The sequence below is a fragment of the Enterococcus sp. AAFC-DPL-5182 genome (genome assembly GCF_058216605.1).
The window spans coordinates 1,032,468-1,057,033 of record NZ_CM177101.1 but is presented as its reverse complement, the minus strand read 5'-3'; the positions used below and the strand labels follow the sequence as shown (position 1 = coordinate 1,057,033).

The 24,566-nt window shown below is 36.0% G+C and carries 30 protein-coding genes and 1 other annotated feature; of the genes, 6 read left to right on the top strand and 24 right to left on the bottom strand.

Features of this window, described 5'->3' with window-relative positions; translation table 11 throughout:
* The first annotated feature begins 92 nt into the window (after window positions 1-92).
* Both rlmD and AC4BB7_RS04905 read left to right on the top strand, forming a co-directional pair.
* Window positions 93-1,463, top strand: coding sequence for a 23S rRNA (uracil(1939)-C(5))-methyltransferase RlmD (gene rlmD / locus AC4BB7_RS04910; RefSeq protein ID WP_490484599.1), 1,371 nt, complete (start codon window positions 93-95; stop codon window positions 1,461-1,463).
* 32 nt (window positions 1,464-1,495) lie between these two features.
* A complete protein-coding gene (locus AC4BB7_RS04905; RefSeq protein ID WP_490484598.1) occupies window positions 1,496-1,900 on the top strand; it encodes a VOC family protein in 405 nt (134 codons plus the stop codon).
* Between the two features lie 122 nt (window positions 1,901-2,022).
* On the opposite strand, the gene AC4BB7_RS04900 is transcribed toward AC4BB7_RS04905, so the two are convergent.
* From AC4BB7_RS04900 to AC4BB7_RS04885, 4 genes are read right to left on the bottom strand one after another with little or no spacing between them, the layout of a single operon-like run.
* Window positions 2,023-3,447 (bottom strand): glycoside hydrolase family 1 protein, encoded by a 1,425-nt coding sequence (locus AC4BB7_RS04900; RefSeq protein ID WP_490484597.1) that lies wholly within the window; start codon window positions 3,445-3,447, stop codon window positions 2,023-2,025.
* Window positions 3,448-3,469: 22 nt separating this feature from the next.
* Window positions 3,470-3,811, bottom strand: a complete 342-nt coding sequence (locus AC4BB7_RS04895; RefSeq protein ID WP_086312082.1) for a PTS lactose/cellobiose transporter subunit IIA — start codon at window positions 3,809-3,811, stop codon at window positions 3,470-3,472.
* Window positions 3,812-3,814: 3 nt separating this feature from the next.
* Window positions 3,815-5,068, bottom strand: a complete 1,254-nt coding sequence (locus AC4BB7_RS04890; RefSeq protein ID WP_490484596.1) for a PTS sugar transporter subunit IIC — start codon at window positions 5,066-5,068, stop codon at window positions 3,815-3,817.
* A 20-nt stretch (window positions 5,069-5,088) separates the two neighbouring features.
* Window positions 5,089-5,409 carry a PTS sugar transporter subunit IIB gene (locus AC4BB7_RS04885; RefSeq protein WP_086312080.1) on the bottom strand — a complete coding sequence of 107 codons (321 nt, stop codon included), beginning with the start codon at window positions 5,407-5,409 and terminating at the stop codon, window positions 5,089-5,091.
* A gap of 194 nt (window positions 5,410-5,603) precedes the next feature.
* Between AC4BB7_RS04885 and AC4BB7_RS04880 the strand changes: the two genes are divergently transcribed.
* Entirely contained in the window at window positions 5,604-7,502 is a 1,899-nt protein-coding gene (locus tag AC4BB7_RS04880; RefSeq protein WP_086312079.1) for a BglG family transcription antiterminator, read from the top strand.
* A gap of 130 nt (window positions 7,503-7,632) precedes the next feature.
* On the opposite strand, the gene AC4BB7_RS04875 is transcribed toward AC4BB7_RS04880, so the two are convergent.
* From AC4BB7_RS04875 to AC4BB7_RS04845, 7 genes are all read right to left on the bottom strand, one after another.
* Complete coding sequence (locus AC4BB7_RS04875; protein WP_010773250.1) at window positions 7,633-7,875, bottom strand: GlsB/YeaQ/YmgE family stress response membrane protein; 243 nt, start codon at window positions 7,873-7,875, stop codon at window positions 7,633-7,635.
* Window positions 7,876-8,001: 126 nt separating this feature from the next.
* A complete protein-coding gene (locus AC4BB7_RS04870; protein WP_490484595.1) occupies window positions 8,002-8,265 on the bottom strand; it encodes a hypothetical protein in 264 nt (87 codons plus the stop codon).
* A 154-nt stretch (window positions 8,266-8,419) separates the two neighbouring features.
* Window positions 8,420-8,785, bottom strand: coding sequence for a 50S ribosomal protein L7/L12 (gene rplL / locus AC4BB7_RS04865; protein ID WP_069633962.1), 366 nt, complete (start codon window positions 8,783-8,785; stop codon window positions 8,420-8,422).
* Between the two features lie 56 nt (window positions 8,786-8,841).
* Window positions 8,842-9,342: a 50S ribosomal protein L10 gene (gene rplJ, locus AC4BB7_RS04860; protein WP_208928462.1), complete on the bottom strand. Its 501-nt coding sequence runs from the start codon at window positions 9,340-9,342 to the stop codon at window positions 8,842-8,844.
* Between the two features lie 112 nt (window positions 9,343-9,454).
* Window positions 9,455-9,582: a sequence feature (ribosomal protein L10 leader region), on the bottom strand.
* Window positions 9,583-9,661: 79 nt separating this feature from the next.
* Window positions 9,662-10,351 (bottom strand): 50S ribosomal protein L1, encoded by a 690-nt coding sequence (gene rplA, locus AC4BB7_RS04855; RefSeq protein ID WP_025872837.1) that lies wholly within the window; start codon window positions 10,349-10,351, stop codon window positions 9,662-9,664.
* Between the two features lie 112 nt (window positions 10,352-10,463).
* Window positions 10,464-10,886: a 50S ribosomal protein L11 gene (rplK, locus tag AC4BB7_RS04850; protein ID WP_025872839.1), complete on the bottom strand. Its 423-nt coding sequence runs from the start codon at window positions 10,884-10,886 to the stop codon at window positions 10,464-10,466.
* A gap of 254 nt (window positions 10,887-11,140) precedes the next feature.
* Complete coding sequence (locus AC4BB7_RS04845; protein ID WP_490484594.1) at window positions 11,141-11,449, bottom strand: hypothetical protein; 309 nt, start codon at window positions 11,447-11,449, stop codon at window positions 11,141-11,143.
* 217 nt (window positions 11,450-11,666) lie between these two features.
* Here AC4BB7_RS04845 and sdaAB point away from each other — a divergent pair, with 217 nt between their 5' ends.
* The gene (gene sdaAB / locus AC4BB7_RS04840; RefSeq protein WP_490484593.1) at window positions 11,667-12,335 is read left to right on the top strand and encodes an L-serine ammonia-lyase, iron-sulfur-dependent subunit beta; all 669 of its coding nucleotides are present in this window, start codon (window positions 11,667-11,669) and stop codon (window positions 12,333-12,335) included.
* A gap of 25 nt (window positions 12,336-12,360) precedes the next feature.
* The gene (gene sdaAA, locus AC4BB7_RS04835) at window positions 12,361-13,251 is read left to right on the top strand and encodes an L-serine ammonia-lyase, iron-sulfur-dependent, subunit alpha (RefSeq protein WP_490484592.1); all 891 of its coding nucleotides are present in this window, start codon (window positions 12,361-12,363) and stop codon (window positions 13,249-13,251) included.
* Between the two features lie 49 nt (window positions 13,252-13,300).
* Here the strand turns inward: sdaAA and AC4BB7_RS04830 are convergent, their stop codons facing one another.
* From AC4BB7_RS04830 to rpmG, 11 genes are all read right to left on the bottom strand, one after another.
* On the bottom strand, window positions 13,301-13,747 hold the full coding sequence (locus AC4BB7_RS04830; protein ID WP_490484591.1) for a carboxymuconolactone decarboxylase family protein: 447 nt from the start codon (window positions 13,745-13,747) through the stop codon (window positions 13,301-13,303).
* Window positions 13,748-13,821: 74 nt separating this feature from the next.
* On the bottom strand, window positions 13,822-14,682 hold the full coding sequence (locus tag AC4BB7_RS04825; RefSeq protein WP_490484590.1) for a sigma-70 family RNA polymerase sigma factor: 861 nt from the start codon (window positions 14,680-14,682) through the stop codon (window positions 13,822-13,824).
* A 171-nt stretch (window positions 14,683-14,853) separates the two neighbouring features.
* Complete coding sequence (gene rbsK / locus AC4BB7_RS04820; RefSeq protein ID WP_490484589.1) at window positions 14,854-15,753, bottom strand: ribokinase; 900 nt, start codon at window positions 15,751-15,753, stop codon at window positions 14,854-14,856.
* Between the two features lie 16 nt (window positions 15,754-15,769).
* Window positions 15,770-16,237, bottom strand: a complete 468-nt coding sequence (locus AC4BB7_RS04815; protein WP_490484588.1) for a GNAT family N-acetyltransferase — start codon at window positions 16,235-16,237, stop codon at window positions 15,770-15,772.
* A gap of 35 nt (window positions 16,238-16,272) precedes the next feature.
* Complete coding sequence (gene dcuC, locus AC4BB7_RS04810) at window positions 16,273-17,646, bottom strand: C4-dicarboxylate transporter DcuC (RefSeq protein ID WP_490484587.1); 1,374 nt, start codon at window positions 17,644-17,646, stop codon at window positions 16,273-16,275.
* A gap of 15 nt (window positions 17,647-17,661) precedes the next feature.
* On the bottom strand, window positions 17,662-18,582 hold the full coding sequence (gene rihC / locus AC4BB7_RS04805; protein WP_490484586.1) for a ribonucleoside hydrolase RihC: 921 nt from the start codon (window positions 18,580-18,582) through the stop codon (window positions 17,662-17,664).
* Between the two features lie 144 nt (window positions 18,583-18,726).
* Entirely contained in the window at window positions 18,727-19,743 is a 1,017-nt protein-coding gene (locus AC4BB7_RS04800; protein WP_490484585.1) for a LacI family DNA-binding transcriptional regulator, read from the bottom strand.
* A 33-nt stretch (window positions 19,744-19,776) separates the two neighbouring features.
* Window positions 19,777-20,643: an alpha/beta fold hydrolase gene (locus AC4BB7_RS04795; protein ID WP_490484584.1), complete on the bottom strand. Its 867-nt coding sequence runs from the start codon at window positions 20,641-20,643 to the stop codon at window positions 19,777-19,779.
* A gap of 112 nt (window positions 20,644-20,755) precedes the next feature.
* Window positions 20,756-21,298: a transcription termination/antitermination protein NusG gene (gene nusG / locus AC4BB7_RS04790; RefSeq protein ID WP_010773265.1), complete on the bottom strand. Its 543-nt coding sequence runs from the start codon at window positions 21,296-21,298 to the stop codon at window positions 20,756-20,758.
* Window positions 21,299-21,471: 173 nt separating this feature from the next.
* Entirely contained in the window at window positions 21,472-21,642 is a 171-nt protein-coding gene (gene secE / locus AC4BB7_RS04785) for a preprotein translocase subunit SecE (protein ID WP_086312065.1), read from the bottom strand.
* Between the two features lie 17 nt (window positions 21,643-21,659).
* Window positions 21,660-21,812, bottom strand: coding sequence for a 50S ribosomal protein L33 (gene rpmG / locus AC4BB7_RS04780; RefSeq protein ID WP_010760564.1), 153 nt, complete (start codon window positions 21,810-21,812; stop codon window positions 21,660-21,662).
* A 148-nt stretch (window positions 21,813-21,960) separates the two neighbouring features.
* On the opposite strand from rpmG, the gene cbpA reads away from it, so the two are divergent.
* The gene (cbpA, locus tag AC4BB7_RS04775; RefSeq protein WP_010773267.1) at window positions 21,961-22,605 is read left to right on the top strand and encodes a cyclic di-AMP binding protein CbpA; all 645 of its coding nucleotides are present in this window, start codon (window positions 21,961-21,963) and stop codon (window positions 22,603-22,605) included.
* 42 nt (window positions 22,606-22,647) lie between these two features.
* Here the strand turns inward: cbpA and murB are convergent, their stop codons facing one another.
* Window positions 22,648-23,550 (bottom strand): UDP-N-acetylmuramate dehydrogenase, encoded by a 903-nt coding sequence (gene murB, locus AC4BB7_RS04770; RefSeq protein ID WP_086312064.1) that lies wholly within the window; start codon window positions 23,548-23,550, stop codon window positions 22,648-22,650.
* Between the two features lie 71 nt (window positions 23,551-23,621).
* On the bottom strand, window positions 23,622-24,536 hold the full coding sequence (locus tag AC4BB7_RS04765) for a Gfo/Idh/MocA family protein (RefSeq protein ID WP_490484583.1): 915 nt from the start codon (window positions 24,534-24,536) through the stop codon (window positions 23,622-23,624).
* Window positions 24,537-24,566 lie beyond the last annotated feature (30 nt).

The window sequence follows — 24,566 nt, the reverse complement described above, 5'->3', positions numbered from 1 at the left end:
CATTTGGCAGAAGCTAAACTAGCTAAATTGTGCTAAAATAAGAACTATCGATGTACTTGATTAACCGATCTATGGATCAAAAGGATGGAATTATGACCACACAACTATTAAAAGAAGGACAAACGATTCCTTTAAAAATAAAACGTTTAGGCATCAATGGCGAGGGAATTGGCTATTACAAAAAGACAATCGTTTTCGTACCTGGTGCTTTACCTAAAGAGGATGTCTCTGTAGAAATCACAAACATAGCTCCACGTTTTGTGGAAGGACAACTGAAAAAAATTGTGAAAGCAGCACCTGAAAGAGTCGTGCCGCCTTGTCCTGTTTATGAAGCATGTGGCGGCTGTCAACTTCAGCACTTAGCTTATCCTGCTCAACTGCACTTTAAAAAAGATTTATTAAAACAGTCGCTCAATAAATTTAGACCGAGAAACTTTGACAATTATCAACTACCTAAAACTATCGGCATGAAAAATCCATGGAATTATCGTAATAAAGCGCAATTTCAGTTACGTAAGATTGATGGTGAAATCGAAGCGGGACTTTACCAAGCTGATTCTCATCGCTTAGTTCCAATCTCTGATTGTCTAGTTCAGCAACCAGCTACAACCAAAGTAATGAATGCTTTAGTGGAATTATTAAACAAATATCAATTACCGATTTATAATGAAAGAAAAAACAGCGGTATCTTCCGAACATTAATGGTTCGTGTCGGAGTTAAAACAAATGAAGTTCAAGTTGTTTTTATTACGCAATCCGTAAAATTTCCGCAGAAAAAAGCGTTGATCGAAGAAATCACCCAGCAGCTTCCTGAAGTTGTTTCTATCATGCAAAACGTTCAAAACAAAAGAACCTCAATCGTTATGGGTGATGAAACAATCCACGTCTGGGGCAAAGAAAGTATTGAAGAACAAATCAATGAAGTCACCTTTGACTTGTCACCTAGAGCTTTTTTCCAGCTAAACCCAGAACAAACCGAAGTTTTGTACGATGAAGCATTGAAAGCTTTAGATTTACAGCCCAATGAAACAGTCGTTGATGCTTATTGTGGTGTCGGAACTATTGGTTTAAGTATCGCTAAACAAGCAAAAGAAGTTCGAGGAATGGATATTATTCCAGCAGCCATCGAAGATGCTAAGATGAATGCTGAGCGCTTAGGCGTTACGAATACTCATTATGAAGTAGGAACAGCAGAAGAATTGCTTCCTAAATGGCTTCAGAGCGGTTTTAAACCCGATGCAATCATTGTTGACCCACCTAGAACCGGATTGGATCAAAAACTGCTGAGAGCCATTTTAAAGCAGCCTCCTAAAAAGATGGTCTATATCTCTTGTAATGTCTCCACACTGGCTAAAGATTTAGTCGATCTAGCTAAAGTTTTTGATGTAAAATATTTACAGTCAGTGGATATGTTTCCACAAACAGCACGATGCGAAGTTGTCGTGAAGTTGACTAAACGATAAAATCTAAGACAAATAGAACGGAGGAATTTATAATGTCAATTGCAACTTATATTACATTTGAAGATCAATCGAAAGATGCTATCGCATTTTATGAACAAGTCTTTGAAACAAATTGCCTTGATTTAGTCACTTATGCTACTTTAGGAATGCCTGATTTAGACGAGAAAAGCCAAACATTAGTCATGAATGCTAGCCTTAAAATTGAAGGGCATACCATTATGTTCTCAGACACTCCTAGTTTTATGAATAAAATTCCTTATGGTAGAAATGTTGGCCTAGTCATAGAAATAACTGATCCTGAGAAATTGACAAATTATTTCACAAAGCTATCAATTGGCGCTACCAATGTGATGCCTTTACAAAAAACGGATTGGTCAGATTTATTCGGTCAATTAACAGATCAATTTGGTATTAGTTGGTCATTCAATTTAGTTTAATCTTTAAAGTAAATGTAATAGAAAAAAATCCCCGCGTAATGCAGGGATTTTTTTAATGATAATTGTACTAAACACTTGTATATAATCGAAAGCGCTATTCATGTATACCAATAAAACTGATATTATAGTTTTTCGCCATTACTAGTAATTACCTGTTTCATCCAGTGGTAACTATCTTTCAAATAACGTTTCTGGCTTCCTTTCCCATAATCATCTTGATCCACATAAATGAATCCATATCTTTTACTCATTTCAGAAGAAGAACAACTAATAATATCGATCGGTCCCCAAGCACAATAGCCTCTAAGATCCACACCATCCTTAATTGCTTCTTTCATTTGCTCAATATGAGCTTTGTAATAATCAATACGATAGTCATCATGAACACTACCATTTTTTTCTAACTGATCATAACAGCCGATACCATTCTCTGTGATGTAAATCGGACATTGATAACGATCATAAAAAGAATTCAGTAATGTTCTAAGTCCAAGAGGATCAATTGTCCAGCCCCATGGATTTGCCGGTAATGCTTTATTTCGATATGGTTCAATATGTTTCGCATCACAAATTTGTGTATAGTAATAAGAAAACGAGAGGTAATCAGCTGTATTTTTCAGAATCTCTTCATCCTTTTCAGCAAATTCCAGATTAATATCATGTTCTTCAAAATATCGAAACGCATAGCCTGGATAGTAGCCTCTTATTAACACATCCGCAAAGAAATACTGCATTTGATTGATTCTCAACGTTGCTAGGACATCTTCCGGCTCGCAAGTAGCCGCATATTCCGGACCGCCACAAAGCATCATCCCAACTTCATAATTTTCATCAACTTGATGCGCATATTCCGTAGCTAAAGCAGAAGCAACCATCATATGATGTACCCCTTGATATTTAGCTTCCAGCAGATTGTCTACTTTATCTTCTGCAATTCCTAAATGGTTAAATGATTCATGACCGATCAAATTGATCTGATTGATCACGATCCAATATTTTACTTTTCCTTGATATCGGTCAAAAATAACCTTACAGTAACGAACAAAGAAATCTACAACTTCTCTTGAATACCAACCTTTATAGTTCAATGTAAGGTTTAGAGGCATTTCATAATGTGACAATGTAATCATAGGTTCCATCCCATTAGCGATAATTTCATCAATCAGCTTATCATAAAAAAGTAAACCAGCTTCATTTGGCTCAAGATCATCACCATTTGGAAAAATCCTAGACCAATCGATCGATGTTCTAAACAAATTGAGTCCCAGATCTCCTAATAATTTTAAATCATCAGGATACGTTTCTTTAAAGTTGATGCCCCATCTTTTTGGAAAAATGCCTGTTTTATTTTTTAGCGCTTCTTCGACATAAGTAGTAGAAATTTCAGCGTTCGATCTTTTTTCTAAAGGGAGATCTGCTCTAAACTCGTTGATATCTGCTACACTTGTACCTTTGCCTTGATAGTCAAAAGCCCCCTCACATTGATTGGCAGCAACAGCTCCCCCCCATAAAAAATCTTTTGGAAATCCAGTTGGTACTTGATGCATGTGTTTGACCTCTTTTCTTTTATTATTTTTCAAGCAATGTTAGACGTTCATCGATTCCTTCAGCTATTTTAATTAAATGATTAGCCAAATTGATTTCGCTGTAGATCGTCATCAATGTATCTTGAGCATGTGTGAATAACAATGAATGATCAGGTGAGTTTCTTTCTTCTCCCATTTCACTTTGTATTGCTTTAGTTTGTATTTTATGAGCTTCAGTAATATTGGTTTTAGCAACTTTCATTTCTGTTTTAGCTACTTCAAAGTCATTTTTTTCAACTGCAATAAGAGCATTTTTACAATTGACTCTAGCATCTCCGGCGAATAAAATAATTTTCATAGCTTGCTGTGACAGTATATCGTCCATCTATTAAGCCTCCTTCAACAATTGATTTTCTGCTTTCGTTTCTTGGTCGTCATACGCTTTAAAGAATGGATACCAAATAGCTGTAGATAATACAAATATGACAAGCATCAAGATAAGACCTGTGATCGTTCCTGTCGTAAACCAAGTAGCAAATGGAAACGGACAATACCAGAGTTCAAATTGAACTTTAGGAATTGGTGCAAACGGAATTACTTTCGTAAAAATATAAATCACGATTGGTAAAATAATTCCCTGCAGCCACATCGGAATCATCAACAAAGGATTCCAAGCGACAGCTCCAAAAATCACTGGTTCATTGATATTAAAAATCGAAGGGACGATACACGCTTTCCCTAAAGCACTGATTTTTTTTGATCGAGCCCGCATCATCATCAAAACCAAAGGCATTGTACAGCCAATTCCACCGATCCAAAGATAAGCGGAATATAGAGTACTGCTTGTAACTAAATTCAACGTTTCAACAGAAGCCGTGCCATTTTGAACAAGTGCGATATTTTCAGCAATAGCTTTCAATAAAACTGGTTGAACCACGGGTGTTAAAACCCAAGTGGAAATCCCCATCGAATAAAGGAAACAAATCAAAAACATCATGCCCACAAAACCACCAGGAGATTCCATAAAGCTAGATAAAGGCATAAATATACTTAAAACAATATTATATAAATCCACTTTCATGATCAAAACCACGACCCAGCCAAAGATAACAATGATTCCAATCGGCAGCATAGAATCAAACCAAGCTCTGACAAAATCAGGAATCACTGATTCTTCTTTGAAGAACGTGAACTTTCCTAATGTAACTAATACAAAACCAGCAATCAATCCGGCAACGATTGCAACAAACATTCCGCCTGCACCTAATGCATCATGTCCAAAGCCAACAACACCATCTTTTTCGATTTGTGGTGAAATGATCATCAAAAATAAAACTAACCCACTCATCCCTGCAACGATTCTTTGCTTGCGCAGTCTCTTTTTTTCCATCAAGTTAAACGGAATCAAAAATGCTACAAATAAGGAAATTTTCCCCATCGTCCAGCCGAATGGTATCCAAAAGCTTGGCAAGTCTGGAAAATATTCATTTAAAATCGCTAGCATCGAGAAAATCGATCCTAGGAAAATAAATGGTAATGTCTGCATGATCGAATCTTTGATACTAACGATCCAAGGATTATTATTCACCTTGTTCATTTTAGGTGAGAAACTATTTTCCAACCAAAAAATCAATTTATTCATATTTTCGTCTCCTTTTTAAGCTATTCATTTTCTTTTAGCGAACTTAACAAATGCTCAATAGCAGCGTCTCCGTCCAGTGTTGCGTAATACTCTTTTTTCATTAGAATAACTTTTACCGGAAAACCATGAATGATCTCATCAATTTCGTCAATGATATATTCAAGATGAGGTCCAACCATCAACGCATCGATTTCTTCAATATAATTCTCAATTTCAGATTCGCTTCTTGCTACAATACTCATGTCTAATTTTTTTGTTTTGGCTGCCTTACGCATATTCGCTGCCATAAAACCGCTACTGGCTCCCGATCCGCAGACTAGTAATACATTTAATTCACTCATTTTTATCTCCTCCAAATTTTAAAAGTGTAGCAAGTTTGCCTGCTTTCTACACTCCTATCATCTACATTTTGAAGCCCTTTATCAAATATGATTCTTTCCTAGTCCTACCACTATGGCGGAAACAACTGTACTTGATTTGCTACTTAAAAGAACGAATAATAAGAAATATAAAAAAGTAGAGGAGCGGATATATTGTGTCCTTAAATAAAAAAGAAGCAGCACTGGTAAAATTATTGCTCCAACATCATAACTGGTTATCTGCATCTTTTCTGGCTGGAGCGTTATCTACGTCAACAAGAACGATCCGCAACTACGTAGCTCGAATCAATCAACGTACTCCTTTGGAAATGATTCAATCGTCTAAACAAGGGTATAAGATCGATAGAGGCTTTCGGATCGAAGATTTCATTTCTAAAGATAAACAAGAATTGAATACGCCTATCGACCGGATGAATTACTTGATGAATTTATTGATAAAACATAAAAATGTCGACTACTTTGATGTAGCAGAATCATTATTTGTCAGTATTCCAACACTCGAAAAAGACACCCTTCGACTTCGAAAAAAATTGAATAAATACCATTTAAAAATTGTTAAACATGGTCATTGTTTAAGTCTGGAAGGGGATGAGTCAAACTTTAGAAAACTTGCTAGTGATATGTTGCAAGATGAAGCACTAAAAAATTTTCAATCTGTCGATCATCTTCAGACGATCTTCCCGGATATTTCGATCGAGATGATTCAAAAAATCGTGATCGATCGTTTAAGCAATCAGCATCTCTATATAAATGGTTACGCTATTAACAGTTTATTGCTACATATCGCTATCGCCATCAATCGGCTTTTTCATCATCAGCGCTCTGATATGGACCTTATTCCCGAACTTTTCTCTAAAGATCAAATTGAATATCAGCTTGCTATTGCGATTGGAAAAGATATCGATCAAGCTTTTGCTGTTGAAATGGACCTTTATGAAATCAACAATCTGACCCTTTTATTAATGACTAAAATCTCACCCTCAAACGATGCTTTTTTAAAAGATTATATGGAAACCTCTGTTTATACATTTATCTCAAACATGATGGAAACAGTCGCTGAAAAATATTTTATCAGCCATATTTCTGATAAACTCATATTGAATCTAGCCTTACATGTTTCTAATTTGATTTCACGAGCCAAAAGCGGAAAACAAGTCTACAATCCGTTATCAGAAGAAATCAAACAGTCATACGCTTTTATTTACGAAGTCGCTGTTTTTATTGCCAAACAAATTCAAGAACAAATCAATATTCCTATTTCAGATGATGAAATTACGTTTATCGCTCTTCATATCGGCTCATACTTTGAAGAAAAATTTGAGACAGAGAATAAATTAAGTTGTGTGATCTATACTCCAGAATATTATGATATGCATAAACGTTTAGTCTATAAAATTGGCGATACATTCAAATCTAGTTTAAATATTTTAGGAACTTTTTACCGACTAGACTATGAAAGTTTAACTAAAATGAAGAATGCGGATCTAGTTGTATCTACAATCGAAATAAAAGAGTTGACGGGTCTGGTTCAGATTTCTCCGTTTTTATCAGGAAAAGATAGCGAAAAAATTCTGCAAAGGATTCAGCTTGTGAAACAGGAGAAATTATTGAATACACTAAAAGAAAGCGTTCAAACTTACCTCACACCAGAACGGTTTGAACGAAACGTTTATTTAAAATCACCCAATTTGTATATTGAGCATCTAGGTGAGCAATTAGTCAAAAAAAAATATATCAATCCTCACTTTATTGACTTGATCAAAGAGAGAGAAAAAATGTCCGCCACATCATTCAATAATTCCGTCGCCTTACCACATGCAATTGAGATGAGCGCAAAAAAAACTGGAATCTCTATTATTTTGAACGACCGACCTGTAAAATGGGGAAATCATTATGTTCAAGTAATCATTATGATCGTTATGAACCAAGATGATATGAAGAAGTTTAGGCAATTATTTGATTTTATGATCGATACATTTTCAAATCAAAAAAAGTTGAATAAACTGTTAGATATGAAAAATTATGAAGAATTTATTGATGGATTATTTGAATAAAAACATAAAATCAGAATATAAAAAAAGTGAGTAGACTATAACTCTTCGAGTCATAGCCTACTCACTTAAAATCCAGAAAAACGATGGGTTCAGAATTAAGCTTCTGTCCCATCCTTTTCTATGAATCTGTCTAATTTTTACCTACAAAAAAGGATACCACAGCTACTAAAATCACAGCTCCGATAATTGAAGGAATCAATGCCATTCCCGCAACTTGAGGTCCCCAACTTCCTAGAAGTGCTTGACCGATCGATGAACCGACAAGACCTGCAATGATGTTGAAGATCCAGCCCATTGACTTTCCTTTACTCGTGATTGCTCCGGCAATTGCTCCGATAACACCACCTACGATTAAAACCCATAACCAATGCATACATGTGACCTCCTTTACAAATAGAATAAATGTTAAAAATGATTACTTTATTATGCTAACAGATTATTTCATTTCTTGCGAAAGAAATACACTTAAATTTTATTTCATATCATTTATTTATCATTTTTATTTCATCTCATCTGTTATGTAGACGGTCACATGATTTTTAGTCTTACAATTTTTACAGTAGTAGTATAGATTTATTTCATCATCCGCTAAATTATCATTACAAGTTAATTCAAGTTCATTTTCCGAAAGAGTCAATTCCCCCAAAGGGATATTTACTCTTTGATGATCTTGTTTATCCGTTCTAGTATTTAATAAAAATTTCCCAGTCATTTGTTTTTGACAATTTTTACATGTTACTTCAACAGTGATTTCTCTTTCCATTGGAAGCTCTCCCCCTTGTTCTTCTAATTAGTATATGTATAATTTTAAACGGCTCTAATCAAAATTTCGATTGATATGCTTTTTATCAGACTTAATCAAAGAAAAAAAGCTAGAACCCAAAAGGATTCTAGCTTAAAATTTAATCTGAAAAAGATTATTTTACTGTTACTGCAGCGCCAACTTCTTCTAAAGCAGCTTTTAAAGCTTCTGCTTCATCTTTAGAAACGCCTTCTTTAACTGGTGCAGGAGCGCCATCAACTACAGCTTTAGCTTCTTTCAAGCCAAGACCAGTTGCTTCACGAACTGCTTTGATAACTTTAACTTTTTGATCGCCTGCAGAAGTTAATTCTACAGTGAATTCAGTTTGTTCTTCGCCAGCTGCTGCTGGTCCTGCTGCTGCTGCTACTGGAGCTGCTGCAGATACGTCAAATTTTTCTTCAATAGCTTTTACTAAATCGTTTAATTCTAAAATAGTTGCGCCTTCTAATTCTGCAACAATGTTTTCAATGTTCAATGCCATTATGGTTTCCTCCGTTTTAATAATTCATTATTTTTTAGTTTATTACTAGGCTGCAATTATGCAACTTCTTCTTCTTTTTCTGCCACTGCTTTGACAGCGTAAGCCACTTGTCTGACTGGCGCTTGTAATACAGATAATAGCATAGAAAGTAGTCCATCGCGACTTGGAAGTTTTGCTAAAGATGTCATTTCTTCTACTGAAGATACTTTACCTTCAATAACGCCACCTTTGATTTCCAATGCTTTGGCAGTACTTGCAAATTCGTCGATGATTTTAGCAGGTGCTACTACATCGTCGTTACTGAAAGCGACTGCTGTAGGTCCTGTAAATACTTCGTCCATACCTTCTAGTCCAGCTTTTTTAGCTGCACGTGAAAGGATAGAGTTTTTGATAACTTTCATTTCAACATTTGCATCACGCAATTGTTTACGTAAGTTAGTCACTTCTTCTACAGTCAAACCACGGTAGTCAACAATGACTACAGAAGCTGCTGCTTGAAACTTAGCTGTTGCTTCTTCGACTAGGGTTTCTTTTTTAGCGATTGCTGCTTCACTCATTTATTTTCACCTCCTGATTATTGATGGAGAAGTTTAGATTGGTTTACAGAATGAAACTTCGCTCACTTTGTTCGCCAAGTATTGTTTTACATCGTTTTTTTTTCAAAAAGTCGTGTAAAACAACAAAACTCCATGCCACCGTTGACATAGAGGGACGTAATTGTATGTATCAACAATTGTCCTCGGTAGGAAATTAAGACTTGCGTCACCTACTGTCTTCGGTACAGTTAATTATTAACCTCAACTACCTTACCATGGGAAAGGTAGTTGAGTCAAGTATAAATTCTAATTCTCTATCTTCATAAATTAGTTTTTCTAATTAAAATGAAGCTTGGTCAACGTGGATTCCAGGTCCAAATGTAGTTGTTACTGAAATGTTTTTGATATATTGACCTTTTGCTGCTGAAGGTTTAGCTTTCAACAATACATCGTTGATTGTATTGAAGTTTTCTAGTAATTTTTCATTATCAAATGAAACTTTACCGATTGGTACGTGGATGTTTCCAGCTTTGTCAACACGGTAAGTTACTTTACCAGCTTTTACTTCGTTAACAGCTTTTGTTACGTCCATTGTTACAGTACCAGTTTTAGGGTTAGGCATAAGACCTTTAGGACCTAAGACACGACCTAATTTACCAACTTCAGCCATCATGTCTGGAGTTGCTACTACTACGTCAAAGTCAAACCATCCACCTTGGATTTTTTGAACCATGTCAGCGTCACCTACGTAATCAGCACCAGCTGCTTCAGCTTCTTTTGCTTTGTCGCCTTTAGCAAAAACTAAAACGCTTTGTGTTTTACCAGTTCCGTTAGGTAATACTACAGCACCACGGATTTGTTGGTCTGCTTTTTTAGGATCTACATTTAAACGGTAAGCAACTTCAACAGTTGCGTCGAATTTTGCGATATTTGTATCTTTAGCCAAAGCGATTGCTTCTGCTACAGGGTAAACTTTTGTTGCTTCAACTTTTTTTAATGCATCTTGCATTTTTTTGCTTTTTTTAGCCATTTTGTTTCCTCCTTGATTGTGGTTATAACGGTCGAACCTCCCACGTAATTCATATCTTTGAATATGAAATAAACTGAGAAGCTACTTCTTTGAGAGACTTAGAATAAAAAAATTATCCTACAGTGATTCCCATGCTTCTTGCAGTTCCTTCAACCATGCGCATAGCCGCTTCAACGTCTGCTGCGTTTAGGTCTGCCATTTTAAGTTCAGCGATTTCTTTCACTTGATCTTTAGTAACATTCGCTACTTTATTTTTGTTTGGCTCACCAGAACCTTTTTCGATTTTTGCAGCTTTTTTAAGTAATACTGCAGCTGGTGGTGTTTTTGTAATAAATGTAAATGAACGGTCTTCATATACAGAAATTACAACTGGAATAATCAAACCAGCTTGATCAGCTGTACGAGCGTTGAATTCTTTTGTGAATCCCATAATGTTGATACCCGCTTGACCTAATGCTGGACCTACTGGTGGAGCTGGTGTTGCTTTACCTGCAGGAATTTGCAATTTAACTAATTTTTCTACTTTTTTTGCCACGAGACATACCTCCTTGAGTCCGTGATGTGGTTAATTGGAGATGAAGATTTCTCCTCCCACGTCATTCTTTGACGAATCAAAGAAAACCTGTATGCAAAAATGCACACTTAATTAGTATACTCTCTCTTTATCATTTTTTCAAGTACTCTGATAAGAAATAGTAGCTCATTCTCTAAAAAGCTAGTTAGTTCCTGACTTTAATAAACAAAGCCCAGAGAGATGTATCTCCTCTGGGCTTTGTTTATTGATGACATTTATTGAATATGACCACTATATTTTGCGTACCATTCAATAGAATTAGGTAATTTATAGTATTCTTTTCTAGTGAGAAATCCTGTCTTTCCGCCTTTAGTATGACGAATAATCAGAGGTGGAACCCCACTTGTCTTTGTTTCATGAATCACAAATTCCGGTTCTTTGTTGCCGCTTGCCCAACCAGGAATTTCGATTGATCCTTCTAAATCAATGATATTCCATTTACTCGCTGCCTGTGCTGTTTTTGGTAATGCATATAAGCTTACTAATGTAGCACCTACAAACAACGCTCCAATTATTTTTTTCATAAAAAAACCTCCTTCTGATATTTGATTTACTTATTCTAACATATTGTAATTTTATAATCAATTTATTCTATCTAATCACCTATTATATCTTTCATTATAATTTCACAAAAAAATATTTTTAAGATTAATCATGCTGATAGACTTTTCTGTAGTTTCTTGTATTTAATTGTGATAGACTTTTGTTAGTTTCAAATAAGAAGATAGGTGAAATAAAATAATGGAAAATTTACGTTATAAAAGTGTTTTTGACATCATTGGTCCAGTCATGATCGGACCTAGTAGTTCCCATACTGCTGGTGCTGCTCGAATCGGGAAAATCGTTCGGAGTATTTTTGGTGAACAGCCAGATACTGTAGATATTTACTTATACGAATCATTTGCAAAAACGTATCGTGGGCACGGAACAGATATTGCGTTAGTCGGTGGATTATTGAATATGGAACCTGATGACGAGCGTCTTGCTGATTCTTTAAAAATTGCGCATGAGCGGGAAATGGAAGTTTTGTTCGTTCCGTTAAAAGAAAAAGCTGAACACCCGAATTCCGTCAAATTACTTGTCTCTAAAGGTGATCGAAAACTTTCTGTCACAGGAATCTCGATTGGCGGCGGTAATATTCAAATTTCAGAACTTAATGGCTTTAAAATTTCTCTAACAATGGGGACACCAACGTTTATTATTGTCCATCAGGATGTGCCTGGCATGATTGCTCAAGTAACTAATCTACTGTCTGATACAAATATCAACATTGGAACAATGACGGTCACACGTGAATCAAAAGGCGAAAAAGCCATTATGATCATTGAAATCGATCATGCTGACATTGGGGATATTACGATGAAGTTAGTTCAAATCCCGCACATTTATAGTGTAAATTATTTTGATTAATTTAAATTAAAGGAGCAAACTGTTTATGTTTCTATCTATAGAAGAATTGGTGAATCAGGCTGCAGATTTCCCATCCGTTGCTGAATTGATGATTGCAACGGAAATAGAGAACCACGGTCATAGTCGTGAACGAATCATTGAAACAATGGAACGTAATCTTGCTGTTATGAAACAATCTATCGAAGAAGGTGTGGATGGTGTAACATCAGTAACTGGAATTACTGGTGGTGATGCAACTCGCCTAAACGAATATATTCAATCTGGAAATTTTTTAAGTGGTGAAACCATTTTAACAGCAGTCAGAAATGCTGTTGCAGTCAATGAAGTCAACGCGAATATGGGCTTGATTTGTGCTACACCAACTGCCGGAAGTGCTGGTGTTGTTCCTGGTGTTTTAATGGCTGCCATCGAAAAATTACAGTTGTCGCATGAACAACAATTAGATTTCTTATTTACTGCTGGTGCTTTTGGTTTAGTAATCGCTAATAATTCATCGATCAGTGGTGCTGAAGGTGGTTGTCAGGCCGAAGTTGGTTCAGCGAGCGCAATGGCCAGTGCCGCTTTAGTATGTGCCGCTGGCGGCTCAGCTGATCAAGCCGCACAAGCAATTGCCATTACTTTAAAAAATATGATGGGCTTGATTTGTGATCCTGTCGCAGGTCTGGTAGAAGTACCTTGCGTGAAACGTAACGCTCTAGGTTCTTCCCAAGCTTTTATATCTGCTGATATGGCCTTAGCTGGCATTCGCAGCGTAATTCCGCCAGATGAAGTAGTTGCCGCGATGTATCAAGTTGGTCGGCAAATGCCACAGATATTTAAAGAAACTGCTGAAGGTGGGCTTGCAGTAACACCAACTGCCCAACGCTTAGCAAAAGAAATTCTGGATAACCAAACAGATAAGCCAAATAACGATTAAATAAAAGGTAGCAGTCAAAGCAAGTTGAGTTTGACTACTACCCTTTTTATTAATCCATTTTTGGTTGTAATCGTGTCGTCACACCAATACGATTATAAATGTTGATCGTTCCCACTAATACAAGTAACTCTCCAATTTCCTTTTCACTGTAATATTTTTGCAATTCATGATAGGTCTTATCACTTACTCCACCTTGTTGGATCAACGTGACTTCCTTTGTAAATGCGAGTACTGCACGTTCTTCCATCGTATAAAAAGATGCTTCTTCCCAGGCAATTAATCCAATGATTCTTTGTAGTTTTTCACCTTTAGCTAAAGCATCTTTTGAGTGCTTATCGATACAAAAGACACAGCCATTTAATTGAGAAGCATAAATTTTTATCAATTCTTGTACTTTTTCATTAATACTGCTGGATTTGCCGATTTGATCCAGTTCTGCAATTTTTTGATATGCTGTCTTGTTTTCTTTTGGCAATAAGAATCTTGTGCTAGTCATTGTAATATCCCCTTTGGTTATTATTTGTTGTTACACTTATTAAGACCAGCCAACCTAATAAAACGTGACAGCTTTTAAGAAATATTTTTTAATTTATCTGGATTATTAATAATAAAAATATGTTGAACCTTGTTTTTTTCTAGATTTAGCCCTAGAAATAAAATACTTTTCAGTTGATTTTTCTCTTTAATAGCCAAGCACGGCTGCTGATAAATTTCAGTTACAAAACGTTCATCTCCAAAAAAGTCGTGTGGCAAAACCCCTTTTAAAAAAGTAAAAATCCGAGTTGATTTCACCAGTGTTCTAAGTGGTGCACGACGTTTTTGCCCTCCATCGATCGACATTTTGGCTTCGGTCGTTAGATAACTTAGTAATGGTGTTAGATCCCCTTTTTCTATACTTGCATTAAACAAGTCGATAAATCGTTGATTTTCTGAATTACTAGATCTATCAACCGAAATATTAGCTTCTTTAATCGTTTTTTTTGATCGACTCAATAATTTCCGAGAATTTTCAGGGGTTATATCCAGTAACTGACTAATTTCTTGGTGAGAATAATCAAAAATATCTTTCAGCAAAAAAACAACGCGCTCTTGCGGAGTTAAGGACTCCATAACGACTAGTAAAGCATATGTAATTTTTTCTTTTCCAATTATTGGCTCTTCAACATACTCTATTTCTGGCTCTGGAATCCATGGTCCATAATAGTCTACACGTTGAACTCGTGCAGAATTCAAATAGTTGATCGAACGATTCACAACAAGCTTTGATAAAAAGGCTTTGGGATTATTGATCGAATCAATTGGTTGCTCTAACCATTTCAACTGAACCTCCTGTAAAATATCTTCTGCTTCTTCTCGTGAATGACAGATTCTATATGCAATCGAGTATAATAACGATTTAAAGTTGTTAAAAATTAAAATAGCTTCTTCCATGATTTATCCTCATTTCTACTCATCACTTACTAACACAGCCCATTAAAAGCTCATTATAATTGCTATTACAGTCTGATACAATGCCGAAACGATTTTTAGACTTTGTTTTCGTCAAAAAACACTGTTATTCATTTGATATAATGAATAACAGTGTCCATTTTATTTCAATAACTAAAACGCCTCTATCTCAGCCAAAGTCGGCATGCCAGTCTGCGCCCCGAGTTTGGTAATGGATAGTGTAGCTCCTTTTCCAGAAAGCTTGATTGCTTCTGAAGTCGACATTCCTTTAGCCAAACAAGCAGCTAAAATCCCATTAAACGTATCCCCCGCACCCGTTGTGTCCGCAATCGTCACTTTTTCAGCAGGGACAGTCACAACCTCATTTTTAGTTGTGTAAGAAATGCCTTCCCCTCCTCTAGTCACGATCAGCTGAGTATCATTGGCTTTTGACCAAGTCAACATCTCTTGTTCAAATTGATCCGCATCTGGAATTCTGTGTCCTAATAGACCTTCAAATTCTGTTTCATTTGGCGTAATGATATCCACAAACGGCAGCATATCTCTGACCTGATCGTTATACGGCGCTGGATTTAAAATAGTGATAGCACCTTTGCTCTTAGCAAGTTGCAACCCTTTTTTCACAGTATCAACTGGTATCTCTAACTGTGTCAAAAGAACATCTTTGGCCGTTATTCTTTCGTTTAATTCACTATCGATATTCGTCAACAACATGTTTGCACCAGGTAAAACTACGATTGCATTATCTTCTTTTAGTTTAAAAATAGACGCAACACCTGTAAAAATATTTTTTTCAGATATGACAGCACTCACATTGATGTGTTCATTTTCTAAGTGCTTATAAACCTTAGAACCGAATGTATCATCGCCGATTTTTCCAATTAAAGAAACCTCAGCACCCACTCTGGAAGCAGCAACAGCTTGATTAGCGCCTTTACCCCCAACGTAATAATCAATCGTCTCTCCTAATAGTGTTTCTCCAATTTTGGGTAGTCGGTCTGTTTCCATGACCATATCCATATTGATACTTCCTAAAACTATTACTTTGTTCATCGCGGACTCTCCTTACTTATATTTTCTTCAAATACTTATAGAAAGAACCCAGATGCTCTCTTTCAATTTCAGTGTACTCTGAAATTTTTTCAAAACCATGCTTCTTAAAAAAATGCTGCATGCTACGATTGGAATGATTTGTACTTGAATAAATATGCTTTCCATTTTTTTCTTTTACTCTGTTTATTATATCATTTAGTAAACTCGATGCATAACCATTAGATATATAATCTGGATTCGTTGCGATACGTCTTAAACTATAGATATTTTGATCTAACTTATCTAAAGTAGCTACCGCAACAATGTGATGCTCTTCAACTAATTTGTATAAAGATCGTTCATAAATATCATGCTGAACGATGTGTTCATTCGGATAAAACTTGGTCCATTGATGCACATTCGTTTGATCCATATATTTTTTTGCTGATTCAAACAAATCGTTGATTTCTTTAAAGTCCTTTAGTTCAGCCAACGTTATTTCCATTTATACTCATCTCCGCAAAAGTTCAGCTCCTTAGATTAATAAGGAAGTAAAAGAATCGATAATACAACAACGCAAATAATCCCTACAATCGTCGGAACACTTGTCCGTTTTAAAATACGAACTGGGCTTACACCAACAGTTGATGCAACGATCATCACAACTGCGGCTACTGGTGAAATCGTTCTTGCTAAGTTTGCAATCATTTGCATTGGTAATGAAATCAAAATGCCATCAATTCCAGCTTTAGAGGCAATATCTGGAATCAATTCGATCACTGCATAAAACATAGCCAACCCACCACCACTTAGAATACCAAATAAAGTAGTAGCACCACTGAAAATCAATGTTGTAACTAATCCAGCTGATGCCGAAGATTCAACAGATGCCATTAAATTATCAATAATTCCTAGCGATTGAACTGCCGTCGTAAACAAAGAACCCCCAACAACCAGCATGACAACTTGGCTAAATCCTTGGCCCATCCCTTTAAACATTTCTGCTGCAGAATCTTGAATTTTTTTATACGATCTATGTCTGATTGTTTCAAACGCTACAGCTATAAAAAATGAAATGAATGTCAAAACAAAGATATCCATTTGAATCCCTTTTACAAACATACTTGTGATTCCAACGACTAAAATCAAAATCAACGGTAATAATGGTAACAGCGCATAAATTTTCGGCGTATCAAACTCTTCTTGCTTCGCGAGTCCATCATTTTCGATTGCAATAAAAGCAGCAGCGCCTTCTTTTTTATCACAATGTTTTTGCCAAAAATAATGTACAACCGCCATAATCAGCAAAGTAGGAATTGAAATTTTAGCATTCCATGCAACATACGTCAGCAAATCATAATCTAATGTTTGAGCTGCAATAACATTATCAGCTCCGAGTGGTGTTGGCATAATTGTCGCAGTCATAGCGATTACACCTGCTGCAGTCAAAGAAGAAATGCCCATACTTGCTAACATCGGATATAAAATCGCCATCAAAATAATTGCTAAACTAGAAGCACTTGGCACAACCAAAGACATTAAATTACCAACTAAGAAAACAAGTGGCACGAATAATGCTTTTGATTTTATTTTTTGTAGCGGTTTCACTAAAATATTCACGGCTACTTGATTAGCTCCAATTACGTTCATATAGCCTGAATAACCAAATAAAATCATGATCACGATTCCCGCTGAACTAACTTGGGCGATGATCGTATCTTTAAATTTCAAGAAAATATCAAAGAATGCTAAACCTGTTCCTTCATCAGCTGGATACAGTGGATGCCCCAATAAAACAGCGAACAATAACAAAATCAATGCCCCACTGATCAAACTTAGAGCAGGATGATAATTCTTAATGATCAAATAAGCAACAAGAGCTAAAACAACTAACACTAACAATGACTCAATCATAGTATGACTCCTTTTTTAATTTATTTTTTCTAAATTTGATACTACCCATTTTTGGAATGCTGGAATATCGATATCTAAACACGCCGTTGCATTCGTTGAATCATGGTACTTCATTTTTAAATCGGCCACTGTTGCCCCTGCAGCTGGACCGTCTAAAGCGATTTCAATAAAGGTTTCTTGAACTGTGAACAGATCTGGATCAGTTAAATAGGCAATGGCACAAACATCGTGCATTTTTAATCCCGTCTGCAAACTACCACCACGATAATGTTGGAATAATGAGTAAAACATATTGCCCACTTTCCCAAAAGCTTTGATTTTTTCTGTTTCATTTTTTGTCAATACAGCTGTACTAGTTACATCTAAACCAACCATTACGATGGGAATACCTGATTGGAAAACGATTTGTGCGGCATGCGGATCAACATAGGTGTTGAATTCTGCACTCGTATTGGTATTTCCTCTTGATAGCGAACCACCCATCATCACGATTTCTTTGATATTTTGTTTTGTTTCTGGATACATACTTAAAAGCAACGCAATATTTGTTAAAGCTGCAATTGGAACTAACGTGATTGGTTCTGAGCTGGAAACGATGCAGTCTTTCATTGCTTCTACAGCATGAATATCCAGAGCTTTGGCCGTGGCTTTAGGAAAATCATATCCATCCATTCCACTTTCTCCGTGAATTTCTGCTGAATCTTCTAGCTGGATCAACAATGGTTTATCACAGCCTTTCGCAACAGGAACTTGTTTTTCGAAAAACGATACTAGTTTTAATGTGTTCTCAGTCGTTTTGTGTACGTTTACATTTCCAGCAACAGTTGTTAATAGCTGGACATCTAATTCAGGATGATTAAGGGCGATCGATAAAGCTACTGCGTCGTCAATTCCTGGGTCTGTGTCAATGATGATCGGTCTTTTTTCTTTTATCATAAATCCTTCCTCCTTCTTAGGTTAAGCGCATTACCTAAATGATATAAAAAAATACCTTTTGAATAATCAAAAAAGCATTTTTTAGATTAACCGCTTAATCTATCTGGTTCTTATGATAGCGTTTTATTTTTGGTTAGTCAATAACTATTTTATTTTTTTGACACTTTTCCCTTTAAATAAGCTTGGCTGCAAAATAATCGTCGTGGCTTTCAGTTGTTTCTTTGTAAGTTTCTTTTTTAAAAGGGAGACAGCTTGTTCTGTTAAGGAAGAAATGTTTTGTTCTACTGTTGCTAAGGAAGTCCCTAGAATATCTGCTATTTCTAAACGGTCGTAGCCGATGACCGAAAGCTCTTCTGGAATCTTCTTTCCACTGTTTAAAGCTTGCTTTAAAACACCAAAAGCTACCATATCATTAGAGGTTATCACGGCTGTGACATCTGTTAATTTGAACAGTTCATTTGCTTTTTCGATTCCACAATTAAAGCGATAACCCGTTTCAATGATGTAGTCTTCTTTTACGTTTATATCATAGCTTTGCAAGGCTTGTCTGTATCCCTTGATTCGCTCAAGTGTACTTGGCACCTTAAAATCTCCTGTCATGAAAGCAATATTTCGATGACCATTTTCCAGAAGATATTCTGTTGAAAGCTTACCGCCTTCTTGACTGTCAAAATAGACTTGATTGACGTCTTTTATGGAAACCTGTCTATCCACTAAAACAAACGGTGCATCGATTTCTTTCAAAAAATCTTCTTGTTCTTTTTTGCACGAAAAAGACTCATTCGACAACGCAATGATCAACCCATCAACACCTCGATTCAACAGCATTTGAATCAGATTTTTTTCCACGGTAAAATCATCATTGGAATTGACGATAATTGTCAAATAGCCCATTGCTCTAAAACGCTCTTCTAATTGTTTGCAGAGTTTTGAAAAGAACGGATTCTCAATATCAGGAATGACAACGCCAATTGTTTGAGAAGCTTTTTTGGCGAGGCTTTGAGCTGCGATATTGGGAATGTAATTTAACTCTTTTGCGATCGTTTTTATTTCTTGTTTCTTTTTTTCGGAGATTCTGGAAGGTTTATCATTTAAAACTAAAGAAACCGCAGCTTCAGATACATTGGCCATTTTTGCAATGTCTTTCATTCTGATTTTCATGGCTTTCTCCTTTATTGATACAATTGTTTTTTATTATTTCCATAAAAAATCTGCAACAAGTTGATCTACTTCTGTATTTTCGTGTAGCTGGCTGTGTTGGGCTGATTTCCCGTAAAAAACTTGTTCTTTTACATTATTTCCGTGTTTATTAAGCAATGAAACAACACTTAATGCATCAGCAACAGGAACGGTTTCATCACTTAAGCTACCGTCTTTCACATCTCCTGCGATGATCATCACATTCAGATCTTTAGGTACTTTTTCAATTCCATTGACATAATCAGCATAACGTTCACTTTGAACTGTGGGGCCATTGTTGATGACATCCTCTAGCGTTTCGCCGTCAGATAATTCCACAAAATTATTGAATGGTGCTGCTATACCGATAAATTTTTTGACCTTAGGCAAATTTTCAGCATCCCCATAAGTCGTTAAATAACGTAAAGAACTAGCACCGCCCATGGAATGCCCTACTAGGTTCACTTCTGTAACACTATAATGCTCCTGAATATAGGTCAAACAATTTTTGATCCACTCTGCCTGATTCCAGTCATTATTTTTGTTATCTTTAAAAAGAACTTGGATACTAGGATTATTTTTCTTCCCGGACAAATTGCCTTTTGCTTGTACTTCTCCTTCAGGACTAACGGTTAAAATCAACTCTTTCTTGGTCTGATCGCTTGCTTCCATTCGTTTGATCATTCTTCCAAAAGACCCATTACCTCCGCTATATCCATGAATGAACAATGTAGGAATTGTTGATTTTTGGGTTGTTTCACTCGTCGCCGAATTTTTGGTAACTGGTTGATTTTCGTCTTTAGCTGTTTTCTTACTGATGCAGCCAGTAAAAAGTAGTAAAAGACAGCTAGCTACTAATAAATAATACTTCTTCTTTTTCATATTATCACCTTTTCAGTTATGACTATAGTAAGAAGAGAGCAGGACAAAACTATACTTAGTTTTGCTCCACTCTCTCTATGCCAAAACAAATATGTCTCAGCTCTTTAGTTATTTAAATTGAATCTACTTGTTCAAAGTCTAGCTCAGTACTTGTTTCACGACCAAACATGTCGATATTCACTTTTAGTTTTTGACGTTCTTCATCAACTTCTGTAACTTCACCTTCAAGACCAGAAAAAGCACCTTCGATGATACGAACAGTATCGCCTAATGCAACATCTAAATCAGATTGACGTGTGCTCATGCCAATTGAACGCAAAATGTGATTGATTTCTTCTTGTAATAATGGCGCTGGCTTGCTTCCGGCACCATGTGAACCAACAAATCCAGTAACGCCTGGTGTATTACGTACGACATACCAAGAATCATCTGTCATTGTCATTTCCACTAAGACATATCCAGGGAATGTTTTATGAACGATCTCTTTTGATTTGCCATTTTTTACTTCTGTTTCTGTTTCTTCTGGAACAACTACACGGAAAATGAAATCTCCCATGCCCATGCTTTGTGCACGTGATTCAATGTTCGCTTTTACTTTGTTTTCGTAACCTGAGTATGTATGTAATACATACCAATTCTTTTCAAATGATTCCATTTCTGATTCGGCTCCTTTTGGTTTAATAGTTGGTAGAACAATAAATTAAAAGTAACAAGCAATTTCTTGTAACTCATCTTCTTTTTTCATGTGAAAATAAAAAAACCTCAGTTCCCCGAAGTTTTTCCTCACTTGCTATTATAGCACTATTTGTGCTGAAATACTAGTTTGAATTATTTAAGAATCAACGCAAAAGCTTTTTGGATCACTGTATCCATTACAAAGAATAACGCCGCAAAAATAATTGATGTTTCGATAACAACCAACGTATCTTTTCGTAATTGTTTTTTTGATGGCCAAGTAACTTGCTTCATCTCATCTTTAACACTACGTAAAAATTTCATTTGAACTCCTCCATTTTCTATTTCGTCTCTTTATGTAACGTGTATTTTTGACAGTATTTACAGAATTTTTTGATTTCTAACCGCTCTCCACGTTTTCCTTCACTGACGGCTTTAGAATAGTTTCTGGAGCCACAATCTGAACAAGCAAGTGCTGATTTTTTTGTTGCCATTGTTCACCCTCCTCTATTCACAAATTTACTCAATAACATTATCATTCTTTCAGCAAAATGTCAATGGATACTCAATAAACTATGGTTTTCTTTCAAATTATGTTATCATTAGCTTGTCAGATGAATTTAACCTACGGGGGGTAAAAATATGTTATTAAAATCCGTTGTTATCAAAAAGAAAAATCTTACAACAGTCAATGAATCTTGCACTTTAGAAGAGGCTTTGAAAATCCTTGAAGATTCAGGTTATCGTTGTGTACCGATTTTAGATGAGTCGGAAAAGATTTTTCGAGGAAATATTTATAAAATGCACATCTACCGCCATAAAGCAAACGGTGGAGACATGAATTTACCAGTTACTTATTTATTAAAAAACGCGACAAAATTTATTTTCGTCAACACATCATTCTTCAAAGTATTCTTTACGATCAAAGAATTGCCTTACATCGCAGTGTTGGATGAGAATAACTATTTTTATGGCATTTTAACGCATAGTACGTTATTGAATATCCTTGCTCAGTCTTGGAATATTCAACGTGGTAGTTATGTTTTGACAATTGCTACAACGGGTAAACAAGGAGATCTAGCCGCTATGACGAAGATTATTGCTAAACATAGCAGTATTGCCAGCTGCATTACGCTGGATATCGGTGAAGATGAATTTATCCGTCGTACCTTAATCACTTTACCTGCTGAAACAACTGAAGAAACTTGTGCAGTGATTGTTGAGAATTTAGAGCGTAAAAATCTTAAAGTCGTTGAGATCGAAGATTTACAAGCGAATGCTGAATAAAATATTAAAAAAAGAAGCCTTTCAATTGAAGGGCTTCTTTTTTTAACGCTCTTCACCAATAATCCGGACTTCTGTCTCCAATACCACATCAAATTTTTCTTTGATTACTTGCTGGATATGAGCAATCAATTCTACATAATCTGTTGCTGTAGCCTGATCGATATTCACGATAAAACCAGCATGTTTTTCTGAAATTTGAGCGCCGCCCCATTTCAATCCTTGCAAGCCAGCATCTTGAATCAGTTTGCCAGTAAAATGTCCTTCTGGTCGTTTAAAGACGCTACCACATGATGGATATTCTAATGGTTGTTTTGACTCTCTAAGTTCAGTTAACTCAGCCATTTGACTCTTGATTACGCTATTTTCTCCTTTTTCTAAAGAAAATGTTGCTTCTAACACAATACAATGCCTCTCTTGAATCCCGCTGTGACGATAAGAAAAATCCATCTCTTCATTTGTAAAGGTCTGGATCGTTCCATCATCCAACAACACATCAGCACTGGTGAAAACATCTTTGATCTCGCCACCATAAGCCCCCGCATTCATATAAACTGCTCCACCGATGCTACCTGGAATGCCGCAAGCAAATTCAAAACCTGTTAAATCATGCTCTAAGGCAACGTAGGTTGTATCGATCAATTTTGCGCCTGCCTCCACAATGATTTGATTTTTAGAAACCGTGATTTGCTTCATATTTTCCAACATGATCACCATTCCGCGAATACCGCCATCTCGTACAATTAAATTACTGGCATTACCTAAAACAAGCCAAGGGATTTCATGATTTCTGCAGTATTCCACTAAAGTAACCACTTCAGCTTTAGATTTGGGAAAAGCCAAAACATCTACAGGTCCACCCGTTTTAGTAAAAGTAAAATTCATCAAAGGTTCATCAAAAAGCAAAGTTATATCCGTTAATTCATTCATCATTTCAATTTTATTCATCGAAAGTCGTTCCTTTCTTTCAAACATCCTATTTATTCTAGCATGCCTAGGGGAAACTTTCTAGTCTTAGTCTATAAAATATGTTCTTGATGTTTATGTAACATCTGTGCACATAATTCATGACTAGTGAAAACTTTTTCTTGTTTTAAATGCGTACCGTCGTTTGTCTGAACGGCTTTAATAAATGTTTCTACCATTTGTTGGAAGCCGCGTTTTTCTAAAGTTGTTGACCAATCACCAAAGCTTTTTTGCTGAGTTGATTGCTGACTTTTGATTGTTAAGTCCGTTAGATTCTCTAAAACCAAAGTTCCCTCTGGACTAGTCAGCTGATACGTTTCAGTATTCGCCCCAGCGTAAAGATTCATTGAAGCGATTGCTGTTGTAGTTTCCGTCTCTACTTGAAGAATTGCTCTTTTCAAGAGATTGTTTTCCTCGATGATTTTTGTTTGAACTTGTCGAATGTCATCATCAAGCAGGTAAACAAGTATGTCTGCTACATGTAAAAATAAATCGTAGATTACAAAATTAGCAGTAGACTCTGAAGCCACTCGATTTTTTTGGATCAACAACATATTTTTATTTTCAACTGCTTTTAATTCTTCTACAAATGGGGCAAAGCGACGGTTAAAGCCTACCATCAACAGAAGATTTTTTTCAGCTGCCAGCGTTTGGATTTCTTTAACTTCTGATAGATTTTCACTTAAAGGTTTGTCGACGAAAACGTGGATGCCTGCTTCTAATAGTTGTTTTACAAGTTGACCATGAACGTTGGTTGCAGCATGGACGAAACAGGCGGATATGCCAGTTTCAATCAACTCCTCTGTTGAGGCAACCATTTCATTGAAGCCATATTTTTCACTGATTTCTTTTCGAGTTTGTTCATTTCTAGTGGATAATACAAAAGTTGCCTGGTCTCTTAGTTGAGAGTATACAGGTAGATACGCTTTTTGTGCGATATTGCCTAAACCGATTATTCCGATTTTCATAAAAATCCTCCTAGTTCGATATATAATATT

Bases quoted from the DNA above. Each gene is read 5' to 3' on its own strand.
- AC4BB7_RS04815 (WP_490484588.1), bottom strand. From the start codon at position 16,237: ATGGAAATAACGTTGGCTGAACTAAAGGACTTTAAAGAAATCAACGAT.
- AC4BB7_RS04795 (WP_490484584.1), bottom strand. From the start codon at position 20,643: ATGAAAAAGAAGAAGTATTATTTATTAGTAGCTAGCTGTCTTTTACTA.
- sdaAA (WP_490484592.1), top strand. From the start codon at position 12,361: ATGTTTCTATCTATAGAAGAATTGGTGAATCAGGCTGCAGATTTCCCA.
- AC4BB7_RS04900 (WP_490484597.1), bottom strand. From the start codon at position 3,447: ATGCATCAAGTACCAACTGGATTTCCAAAAGATTTTTTATGGGGGGGA.
- AC4BB7_RS04905 (WP_490484598.1), top strand. From the start codon at position 1,496: ATGTCAATTGCAACTTATATTACATTTGAAGATCAATCGAAAGATGCT.
- AC4BB7_RS04895 (WP_086312082.1), bottom strand. From the start codon at position 3,811: ATGGACGATATACTGTCACAGCAAGCTATGAAAATTATTTTATTCGCC.
- rplA (WP_025872837.1), bottom strand. From the start codon at position 10,351: ATGGCTAAAAAAAGCAAAAAAATGCAAGATGCATTAAAAAAAGTTGAA.
- cbpA (WP_010773267.1), top strand. From the start codon at position 21,961: ATGTTATTAAAATCCGTTGTTATCAAAAAGAAAAATCTTACAACAGTC.
- AC4BB7_RS04870 (WP_490484595.1), bottom strand. From the start codon at position 8,265: ATGGAAAGAGAAATCACTGTTGAAGTAACATGTAAAAATTGTCAAAAA.
- dcuC (WP_490484587.1), bottom strand. From the start codon at position 17,646: ATGATTGAGTCATTGTTAGTGTTAGTTGTTTTAGCTCTTGTTGCTTAT.
- AC4BB7_RS04845 (WP_490484594.1), bottom strand. From the start codon at position 11,449: ATGAAAAAAATAATTGGAGCGTTGTTTGTAGGTGCTACATTAGTAAGC.
- AC4BB7_RS04885 (WP_086312080.1), bottom strand. From the start codon at position 5,409: ATGAGTGAATTAAATGTATTACTAGTCTGCGGATCGGGAGCCAGTAGC.
- rpmG (WP_010760564.1), bottom strand. From the start codon at position 21,812: ATGGCAACAAAAAAATCAGCACTTGCTTGTTCAGATTGTGGCTCCAGA.
- sdaAB (WP_490484593.1), top strand. From the start codon at position 11,667: ATGGAAAATTTACGTTATAAAAGTGTTTTTGACATCATTGGTCCAGTC.
- AC4BB7_RS04800 (WP_490484585.1), bottom strand. From the start codon at position 19,743: ATGAAAATCAGAATGAAAGACATTGCAAAAATGGCCAATGTATCTGAA.
- AC4BB7_RS04830 (WP_490484591.1), bottom strand. From the start codon at position 13,747: ATGACTAGCACAAGATTCTTATTGCCAAAAGAAAACAAGACAGCATAT.
- AC4BB7_RS04875 (WP_010773250.1), bottom strand. From the start codon at position 7,875: ATGCATTGGTTATGGGTTTTAATCGTAGGTGGTGTTATCGGAGCAATT.
- rbsK (WP_490484589.1), bottom strand. From the start codon at position 15,753: ATGAACAAAGTAATAGTTTTAGGAAGTATCAATATGGATATGGTCATG.
- rlmD (WP_490484599.1), top strand. From the start codon at position 93: ATGACCACACAACTATTAAAAGAAGGACAAACGATTCCTTTAAAAATA.
- secE (WP_086312065.1), bottom strand. From the start codon at position 21,642: ATGAAATTTTTACGTAGTGTTAAAGATGAGATGAAGCAAGTTACTTGG.
- nusG (WP_010773265.1), bottom strand. From the start codon at position 21,298: ATGGAATCATTTGAAAAGAATTGGTATGTATTACATACATACTCAGGT.
- rihC (WP_490484586.1), bottom strand. From the start codon at position 18,582: ATGATAAAAGAAAAAAGACCGATCATCATTGACACAGACCCAGGAATT.
- rplJ (WP_208928462.1), bottom strand. From the start codon at position 9,342: ATGAGTGAAGCAGCAATCGCTAAAAAAGAAACCCTAGTCGAAGAAGCA.
- AC4BB7_RS04890 (WP_490484596.1), bottom strand. From the start codon at position 5,068: ATGAATAAATTGATTTTTTGGTTGGAAAATAGTTTCTCACCTAAAATG.
- murB (WP_086312064.1), bottom strand. From the start codon at position 23,550: ATGAATAAAATTGAAATGATGAATGAATTAACGGATATAACTTTGCTT.
- AC4BB7_RS04825 (WP_490484590.1), bottom strand. From the start codon at position 14,682: ATGGAAGAAGCTATTTTAATTTTTAACAACTTTAAATCGTTATTATAC.
- AC4BB7_RS04765 (WP_490484583.1), bottom strand. From the start codon at position 24,536: ATGAAAATCGGAATAATCGGTTTAGGCAATATCGCACAAAAAGCGTAT.
- rplL (WP_069633962.1), bottom strand. From the start codon at position 8,785: ATGGCATTGAACATTGAAAACATTGTTGCAGAATTAGAAGGCGCAACT.